General features: G+C 36.0%; 8 protein-coding genes, 1 tRNA gene and 1 pseudogene. 5 read left to right on the plus strand and 5 right to left on the minus strand.

Translation table 11 applies throughout. From position 1 onward, the window contains the following. The first annotated feature begins 224 nt into the window (after positions 1-224). The gene (gene polA, locus WGMM_RS02345; protein ID WP_038249479.1) at positions 225-2,801 is read left to right on the plus strand and encodes a DNA polymerase I; all 2,577 of its coding nucleotides are present in this window, start codon (positions 225-227) and stop codon (positions 2,799-2,801) included. Positions 2,802-2,850: 49 nt separating this feature from the next. Continuing rightward, positions 2,851-3,879, plus strand: coding sequence for a hypothetical protein (locus WGMM_RS02350; protein ID WP_038249489.1), 1,029 nt, complete (start codon positions 2,851-2,853; stop codon positions 3,877-3,879). 26 nt (positions 3,880-3,905) lie between these two features. On the opposite strand, the gene WGMM_RS02355 is transcribed toward WGMM_RS02350, so the two are convergent. From WGMM_RS02355 to WGMM_RS02370, 4 genes are all read right to left on the minus strand, one after another. Further along, complete coding sequence (locus tag WGMM_RS02355) at positions 3,906-4,685, minus strand: exodeoxyribonuclease III (RefSeq protein WP_038249491.1); 780 nt, start codon at positions 4,683-4,685, stop codon at positions 3,906-3,908. Then, complete coding sequence (locus WGMM_RS02360; RefSeq protein WP_038249494.1) at positions 4,685-5,392, minus strand: uroporphyrinogen-III synthase; 708 nt, start codon at positions 5,390-5,392, stop codon at positions 4,685-4,687. Before WGMM_RS02360 ends, WGMM_RS02355 begins: the two co-directional genes overlap by 1 nt. Before the next feature lie 252 nt (positions 5,393-5,644). Further along, the gene (locus WGMM_RS02365) at positions 5,645-6,142 is read right to left on the minus strand and encodes a hypothetical protein (RefSeq protein ID WP_038249497.1); all 498 of its coding nucleotides are present in this window, start codon (positions 6,140-6,142) and stop codon (positions 5,645-5,647) included. A 70-nt stretch (positions 6,143-6,212) separates the two neighbouring features. Next, positions 6,213-6,297, minus strand: a tRNA-Leu gene (locus tag WGMM_RS02370). Between the two features lie 62 nt (positions 6,298-6,359). Here WGMM_RS02370 and tldD point away from each other — a divergent pair. The 3 genes from tldD to WGMM_RS02380 all read left to right on the plus strand — a co-directional run bounded on the left by tldD (position 6,360) and on the right by WGMM_RS02380 (position 9,312). Beyond that, positions 6,360-7,778, plus strand: coding sequence for a metalloprotease TldD (gene tldD, locus WGMM_RS02375; RefSeq protein WP_038249498.1), 1,419 nt, complete (start codon positions 6,360-6,362; stop codon positions 7,776-7,778). 55 nt (positions 7,779-7,833) lie between these two features. Next, positions 7,834-7,974, plus strand: coding sequence for a hypothetical protein (locus WGMM_RS06640; protein ID WP_240991876.1), 141 nt, complete (start codon positions 7,834-7,836; stop codon positions 7,972-7,974). 90 nt (positions 7,975-8,064) lie between these two features. Beyond that, positions 8,065-9,312 carry an IscS subfamily cysteine desulfurase gene (locus tag WGMM_RS02380; protein WP_038249500.1) on the plus strand — a complete coding sequence of 416 codons (1,248 nt, stop codon included), beginning with the start codon at positions 8,065-8,067 and terminating at the stop codon, positions 9,310-9,312. Positions 9,313-9,346: 34 nt separating this feature from the next. Here the strand turns inward: WGMM_RS02380 and WGMM_RS06090 are convergent. Further along, positions 9,347-9,467 (minus strand): annotated as a pseudogene (locus tag WGMM_RS06090) (Rpn family recombination-promoting nuclease/putative transposase); the annotation flags it as partial.

A 9,467-nucleotide genomic window follows, 5' to 3' on the forward strand; every position in this document is an offset into this window, starting at 1 on the left:
TATAATAGTCCGAATGCGATAAGATATGTGCTTATGGCTATAGCAGGCCAGTAGCATATTACGGTCTGTTCGGATTATTGTAAAAAGAGCTATACATATGTGTACATCCCCATCATGAATGCTATTTTCGGTAAAATCTCTTACAACGCTCAAAAGCAGAAAAACAAAAACTTGATTTTCTCAGCTAAATAGTGGACCATCAAAAGCACGCATAAATATCTACAATGAAAGAAAAAACTTTCACAATCATCGATGGCTATGGTTTTCTTTTCAGAGCTTACTATGTACTACCTCACTTAATTACCACAACAGGAATGCCAATAGGTGGTGTATATGGCTTTCTGAATATGGTTCTTAAGTACATTGCCCATTCGGACTACTTAACTATAGCACTTGATGCAGGGAAAAAGAATTTTAGGCACAATTTATATCCTGAGTACAAAGCGAACAGAGTAACGCCTCCTGAGGATCTAACTCCACAGTTTACCATACTGAGGGAAGCGGTAGAAGCTTTTAACCTCAGCTATGAAGAGATTGAAGGTTATGAAGCAGATGATATAATTGCAACACTAGCTGCAAAATACGCCAACCACCAAGACTTTAAAGTGGTAGTCGTTTCATCAGATAAAGATTTGTTTCAACTCTTGAACCACAATATTTTAATATTCGACCCCATTAAAAATATATACATAGATGAAAAACGAGTAGTAGAAAAATTTGGTGTAAAATCACACAAGCTTCTTGATTTATTTTCTCTGACTGGTGATGCATCTGATAACATTCCAGGCGTTCCAGGAATAGGCCCAAAAACTGCCATTAAATTATTAGATGAATTTGATTCATTGAATAATATTATAGAGAACATTGATAACATCGAGCAAACGAGGGTTTGTAATATTCTTACCGAACATAAGGAAAAAGCACTAATTTCAAGAGAACTTTTATCACTATGCGAAAAAGTAGACCTTCAACATGATATTGCAAAATATAAAGTCCATTCTCCAAACATGGAGAAATTGTTATCCTTTTTAAAGAAGTATGAATTCAATTCCTTGATAGGGAAAGTGGAAAAGCTTTTTTCCTATAGTGGGTCTAGCACAGAAGAAAAAATAGAGTATAGTAGTGAAGAGTTAGAGAAATTTTTAGAGCACTGTAGATATGAAGGCAAAATTGCAATTCATTACCACCTTGAAAACAATGTATTAAGTCTATCTTATAGCGAAAGTAATATTTTTTATATAGAGCAAGACAGCATACAAGATGCACTTATTACAATTAACTCAACTTTACTCTCAAATGGAGTGCTTAAAATAATACATAACATTAAAGAGATCAGGAAAATCTTCCCTGCAATAGAGAAGATGTTAGATTCAGTTGATGATTTGATGATAATGTCGTATAGCTTGGATACAGGAAAACATGATCACAGTATTCCAAACATAACTGCACATAATTTGAGTGGAGATGTAGAAATTTTCTCGGCAAAAACTTTAATAGCAATTCATGAAAAGCTAAAGCAAAGGTTATTTCAGGAAAAATTGTTCACAATTTACGAGCGCTTCGATAAGCCACTTATGAAAGTAATATTTGATATGGAGAAAAATGGGATATTACTGAACATACAAAAATTACAGGAATTGTCCGGTAAATTTAAGCAGGTAATTGCCGTGCTTGAAGATGAGATATATAATTTGGCAGGAGAAAGATTTAATATTGCTTCGCCAAAACAATTAAGTGATGTTTTGTTTAACAAAATGGGGCTTAATAAAAAGAAAAAGTCAAAAAAATCTGGATCGTATAGCACCAATTATGAAGTTCTAGAGGCACTCGAAGAAGAAGGGGTAGAAATCGCAAGTAAAATCTTAAATTGGCGACATTTAAGTAAATTAAAAGGCACCTACACTGATGCATTAATAAAGCAAGTTGATCCACTTGATGGTAGAATACACACAAGCTTTTCAACGACTGCAACTGCAACTGGAAGGCTGAGCTCCAGCAATCCTAATTTACAGAATATTCCTATCAGAAGCGAAGAGGGAAATCTTATCAGACAAGCATTTATTGCGCCAAAAGGGCATAAGATAATTTCTGCTGACTATTCACAAATAGAGTTAAGACTCCTGGCACACGTTGCAAACGTTGCAGCATTTAAAGAAGCTTTTGCAAACGGACAAGACATTCATGAGATCACCGCTAGGCAAGTTTTTGGAGTGCAAGAAATAGATGAGCAATTAAGACGCAAAGCAAAATCCATCAATTTTGGAATTATATATGGCATTAGCCCATTTGGTCTTGCAAAGCGGCTTGGAATTACCATTGCGGAAGCTGCTGAATACATTAATTACTATTTTTCCTGTTACCCAGAAATAAAGGCCTATATGGAAAAAGCAGTGTCTATCGCAAGATTGCATGGTTATGTAGAAACTTTGTTTGGCAGGAGATGCTTTGTAAGAGACATAAACAATACAATTCCTTATACAAGACAATTTGCAGAAAGGGCAGCAATAAACGCACCACTGCAAGGCACCGCCGCTGATATAATAAAACGTGCGACGATTCAGCTTTTTGACCAATTAAAAGTAGGTAAAATAATCCTCCAGGTTCACGATGAACTACTGGTTGAAGTAGAAGACGAAAAGGTACAAGAAACAGCAAAACTTATGAAAGATATAATGGAAAATGCAATAGAAATTTCTGTATCACTTGAAGTAGAAATAAAAGTTGGCGACAACTGGGGTCTAAATTCCCTTAATTATGACTTAAACATCGTGAATTCTAGGAGTATAAATCATTTGAACTAATACGAAAAATATGTTAGAATAGAACATAGCAAATGCAAATAGGTCAGCCATGACAGGCCCACAAGTAAAATGTTCAAAACCTCCAAAGTTACCTACTCAGGTAACTAACGAAGATGAGAAAATTTTTCAAAAAGGGGAACATCAGGTAATCCATGATGCCTTTATACAATTGCTAAAAAACAAAGTGCAACCTAAAGAATTAAAGGAAGATGACGAGGCAGTACTCGCTTTCATGCTAAGTCAGAATCAAATTATATTCAATAATGTCAAGCTAGAAGATGTAGAACCACTCAGTGAAGAGAATGTTTCTCAGTTTTTACTTTCCGTATTTGAGAAAATTAGAGAGAAAAAATTAGCTAATGAGGAGAATCTCAAGAATGGTAAAATAAAAGAAGTAGTAGATGACTGTGTAGCTGATATACGCGGTACAGTAGCTAAAGTTTCATCCATAAAGTTTGTATTGGTAATGCTGCTGCTGCTAATTGGAGGGATCAAAATAGACCCGAAAAATATTTCTGGCTCCTTTATGGATGGGATGAAAGAAAAAATTCCATTCTTAGGTAAAGACAAGAAAGAAGAGGATGAACCACCACTCAGTGATGAAGAGATGGTAGCAACGTTCTTAAGCAAGATCTTTTTTCCTGTCCTTCTTTCCACTATTCCAATGTTAATTTTTGGTCCTACTACACTCGGAGTAGTTCTTACTGCTGTTGGCACAATATTTGCCATAAAAGGAGGAGTGGAGGTTCTTTTTTCAAATAACAAAAAAGGTACTTTGTATGACCCTAACTCACAAGATAAAAATGATACAGAAAAGAGAGAAAAACTGAATGGAAAAATTCTCAAGGGCATTGATGATATTTTAAAAACCCCAGTTACAGAAGTTGAGAAAGGCACCTCTGTTTCTGAACAAATTTCCCAAGGAAAAGAAAAGAGTGAACAACAGCCTGTTCCTGAGCAAATTTCCCAGGTAGGAAACGAAAAAAGTGAGCAGCACGATCAATCTTGGACAGGAAAGGAAAACAAACGAAGGGAAAAACCACAGAGCAGCAAAGGTAAGACTACTCAGGTTTGCTAAAAGTGAATTGTGTAAGAGATCTGCTATTATTCTATAGCACATACAACAGGAATGTGGTCAGACGGATTTTCTAGCTTACGCAATCTATCATCTATGTAGCATGTTTCCAATTTATCTACAGCTTGTGGTGATAACAGCATATGATCTATTCGCATTCCTTGATTATTTCTGAGTGAATTGCCTTGATAATGCCACCAAGTGAATTGTTGCAAATTTGGGTGAGATATTCTAAACGCATCTTTAAACCCAAGATTCAAGATCGCTCTTAACTTCTCATGTTCTCTTATATGAAAGCACACTTGGCCATTCAATAAGTTTGAATCAAAGACATCAATTTCATTCGGTGCAACATTATAATCGCCAGCTATAATAGTTAACTCTTCATTCTTTAACAAAGTGCTCATCCTTTCATATAGATTATCAAAAAACTTGAGTTTATATTCAAATGCTTGAGAGTCCGGGCTTTGACCGTTTGGAACGTATACACTTCCCACCCTTACCTTCTGATTATTGTGCTTTATTATGCACTCTATATAACGCGCTTCTTGATAACCTTCTACGATATCAATCTTAAACTTCTCCAGTATCGGATATTTAGATAAAACACAAACGCCATTTCTTGCAACTTGTCCATAGACAGCACATTCATATCCCAGCTTCTCTATCTCTGCATAAGGAAATTGCTCTTCCATACATTTTATCTCTTGCAGCAAAATTATATCTATCTGACTATCAACTATAAAACTACAAAGTTGGTTAACTCTTTTACGTATGGAGTTTACATTCCAAGTTGCAATCTTTAGCATCAACAATCCTTATTAATTATATCAATTAAACTCTCCCCAGTAGGCAACCTCGATGTTATAATTTTTTTCCATTTGATTAACTTTAAACTATCAGCAATGTTTTTACTCATGGTATATGCAACTGCATTATTCATCACATGAGATAACCCACTTTTTAGAACTAATGAACAAAATATCCTTGCTGTCTGTGAGGAAAAAAAAGCAACACTATCAATTTTACCATGCAATAGTAAATTTTTACACCTATTAGTTAGATTCCTTTTTATAATTGTTTTATAGAGTACAACTTCTCTTACGTTAAAATCTTCTTCAGATAATCTCTTTTTTAGGTCACATGATACTTCTTGTCCCCTTATATACAAGAACTTTATTGCGTTTGAATAATGAGCTTTTACGAATGATATCAGACCATCAACGTTGCTGTCTGCTGAGATTATATCAGAAAATCCCAAATTTTTTGCAGCCTGCATGGTTGAATTACCAACTGTAATAATCGGAAAGTCATCCTCTTTGCATATTTGACTAAGAGCCTTTACGCTGTTTTTACTTGTAGATATCACAACGTCAAATTCGTACGCAGATATATCAGGATTTAAGTACTTTATTGTGAATACTGGTTCTATAAAAACTTTGTATCCATACTTTCTCAATATATTTCTTGTATTGAACGAGTCCAATAAAGGCCTCGTTAATAAAATAGACTTCATTCTGATTTATTTCACTACTAGTAAAATAGTACCCTTTATACACAAATTACTGAATAAAAACTTTTATTTTGATAGCTTGAGCAATTATTAAGTAATTGATGTGGAAGTAGGAGTACTAAGCGCTCCTACCCCAATAAGCCCACAATTTCTGCTTACACTTTTTTGACGCTAATTACATCGAACTCTTTTGAATGGCTTCCTTCAGTGGAATTATATAGCTAATATTCCTGTATAAGTTAAATAAGTTAATACTTAAGCTTGTACTCTTGCAGTATTTGAAGAGAGATTCTCAAGGACGTTTTTTGTCTGTGGTTCACTAATCATAGTTTGAACGATATTAGCTGCCACAATAACACAGCCTAGAATAAAAAAAGGCGTAGAAACAAAATAAATAACAGAAGACTCAAAAAGCGACATAGATGCAATACCTCCTATTAGAAATGAAGCACTGGATGCTATATCAAGATAGATCTTTGTTAACTTTTTTTGTCCTGGAGTGTTTTTTATGCCAGATTTCTTATTAAGATTCTGTTGTCGGGAATGATCATTTAGTGACCATATATTTAAAGCAAACGAAAGTGCACTGAATATAGTGCCGGCAATACTAAAATACAGACTTAAGACAGGAATATTCAAGACCAATGCCGCTATGTATCCAATGAAAGAGATAGTAGATAGTGTAGTAACTAAGCGTTTCGAGTAAGTTCGTACCTTCTTTCTGTAGGCTAACTTATCTTTTTCACCATACATAGCATAAATATTACCTAATACGCTATATTATAGCATTAATTAATTCAACAAGCAATATGGAAGCTAAGAGTGCCCGAGAGAAGACTTGAACTTCCACAACTTAAAAAGTTACCAGCACCTGAAGCTAGCGCGTCTACCAATTCCGCCACCCGGGCTTTTTATAGTTTACTATGTTAAAGTTAAATAATATACTTAAACAATTTTTAGTTCAAAGGTAATGCCAAATCTAGATCAAATATTTTTTGCTCAAAACAATGTTAATATTAATAACGTATATAAAATAGTCAATAACGCTTTGAGCAATAGCGATGGTGGTGAGCTGTTTCTAGAATTTTGCCACTCGGAGTCCCTGGTTTTTGAGGATAACATATTAAAACACATGGGCTTGAATACTAGAAGGGGATTTGGTTTAAGGTCTTTTTGTGAAGATAGTACATCTTTCGTTTGTTCTTCTGAGATCAGCGAAAAAGAAATTAGTAATGCTGCTTCTATGGTAAAAAGCTCAGTGTCTTTAAACAAGACAAATTCAATAAATTTAAACGAAGAGACAAAAAGCCTATATTCGAGGATTAACCCTATAAATGAAATGGATCTGAATTCAAAGATTAAGCTACTCAATGAGGTTAATGAGTATGTAAGGTCCAAAAATAGCTGCGTGAAGCAAGTAAAAATAACTCTAAGTGGAGAATGGCAAGTTGTACAAATAATAAAGGGTGATCACAGATTAAGCGATATCAGGCCTCTGGTACGTTTTAATGTGCTAGTCATTGTAGAAAAAGATGGCCGTACCGAAAGAGGTTCTGCAGGGCATGGTGGAAGGGACTCTTATAGTAAGTTTATTTCTGAGAAAAAGTGGAAAGAAGTTGCAAATCAAGCATTAAAACAAGCACTAATAAATCTTGAAGCAATTCCAACTCCAGCCGGAGAAATGGCAGTCGTTTTAGGTCCAGGCTGGCCAGGAATATTGTTACACGAAGCCGTGGGTCATGGACTTGAGGGCGACTTCAATCGCAAAAAAGTTTCAGCATTTTCAAATTCTGTGGGTAAACAAGTAGCAGCTAGTGACATCACAGTAGTTGATGACGGAACTCTGCCCAATTTGCGCGGCTCTATCAGCGTAGACGATGAAGGCACTCCACCCAGTTATAATATATTGATAGAGGATGGGATCCTAAAAGGATACATGCAGGATCATATGAACGCTAAACTCATGGGTGTAAGCCCAACTGGTAATGGTAGAAGAGAAAGTTATAAAGAAGTTATTATGCCGCGCATGACAAACACCTATATGTTGCCCGGAAAGTATACACCGAAGGAAATAATATCTAGCGTAAAGAAAGGTCTATATGCAGTAAATTTCGGTGGTGGGCAGGTTGATATAACGTCAGGAAAATTTGTTTTTTCATCTTCGGAAGCTTACCTAATAGAAAATGGCAAAATTACACAGCCAGTCAAAGGGGCAACACTAATTGGTGACGGTCCAACAGTGTTGAAAAAAGTATCTATGGTTGGTAATGACTTAAAGTTAGATCCTGGTGTTGGCACATGCTCGAAAGATGGACAAAATGTGCCCGTTGGAGTTGGTCAGCCGACACTCAAAGTCGACGCAATAACTGTTGGTGGAACTGAGATATAGATAAGGGCTAAAACGGATTCCAGCGCACGGCGCACAGCTGTACAAACATTATGATTTGGAAGCAATTGCCACCAATAGGGTGTCATCCCAGTCTCTGGGCACTGCCTTTGTGTTTGAGGCAAAACTGGCTATAATATTTAACACACTGCCTTCGCAAATAAATGTTCGTACAGTTATGTGTCAGCTACTTGGATGACACTTTTGTACTTGATGCAAGATTATATCTTGAAAAAATTAAGTTTTAATGCTATAAAATGATTGTAAATTTTGTCTCCGTGGTAGCTTTATGAATGTTGAAAGTAAAAAAATACATGATACTAAAATAAAATTACCAATATTTCTTGATTATCAATCTACTACTAAAGTAGATCCCCGTGTTTTAGAGGTGATGATACCTTACTTTGGTGAGTTCAGTAATGCACACTCTCGCAGCCATTCATTTGGTTGGACTGCTGAAGAAGCAGTGGAAAAAGCAAGGAAACACATCGCTGATCTGGTGAACGCAGATAGCAAAGAAATTATCTTTACCTCAGGTGCAACTGAGTCAAATAATACGGCAATCAAGGGCGTTGCTCACTTTTATAAAAATAAAGGAAATCATATAATCACTGTCTGCACGGAGCATAAGTGTGTTCTGGATTCTTGTCGGCATCTGGAAAATGAAGGCTTTAAAGTTACATATTTGCCTGTTAGGCAAAACGGAATTATAGATTTATCAAAGCTTGAGGAAGCAATTACTGATCAAACAATCCTGGTTTCAGTGATGATGGCAAATAATGAAATCGGAGTAATTCAGCCTGTCAAAGAAATTGGTGTAATATGTAGAAAGCATAATATATTTTTCCACACAGATGCAGCTCAAAGCTTTGGAAAAGTTCCAATTGATGTTAATGAGATGTGCATTGATCTTATGAGTCTCTCTAGCCACAAAATTTATGGACCTATGGGAATAGGCGCATTATATGTACGTAGAAAGAATCCTCGTGTTAGGCTGATACCACTAATTAGTGGTGGTGGACAGGAAAGAGGCATGCGTTCTGGAACAGTTCCAACACCTCTTGCAGTTGGTTTTGGTGAAGCGGCACGTATTGCTAGAGAAGAAATGAAAAAAGAAACAACTAGAGTGGAAGAATTAAGGGATATTTTGTATAACAAGATAAAAGAAGCGTTTCCTGATATCGTTTTAAATGGTGATTATGAAAATAGAATTCCTGGCAACCTAAACTTGAGCTTTCCCTATGTTGAGGGTGAGTCTCTTATCATGCCAATCAAGGATTTAGCAGTAAGTTCTGGTTCTGCGTGCACGTCTGCGTCTCTTGAGCCTTCCTATGTAGTACGGTCGCTAAATAATGGCCATGACCTTGAGCATTCATCAATTAGATTTGGCCTAGGCCGATTTACAACTAGAGAAGAAGTTTTGTATGCAGCAGATCTTGTTGCTAAAAATGTTGGCCGACTGAGAGAAATGAGCCCACTTTGGAAGATGGTACAAGAAGGAGTAGATTTGAACACCGTGAAATGGGACTCTCATTAAATGTATCCGTTCCAACTGCAAATGCACTTTGAAATTACTCTGTACCGTTCACACTTAATTCTTCAATCTCACTAATACAAAGGCCAGTAAATTTGACAATAGTGTTGACATCAACATTGTTAGCCAGCATTGCTTTTGCGACTTCGATTTTTCCT

It is taken from the genome of Wolbachia endosymbiont of Glossina morsitans morsitans (genome assembly GCF_000689175.1).
Taxonomy (GTDB): Bacteria; Pseudomonadota; Alphaproteobacteria; order Rickettsiales; family Anaplasmataceae; genus Wolbachia; species Wolbachia pipientis.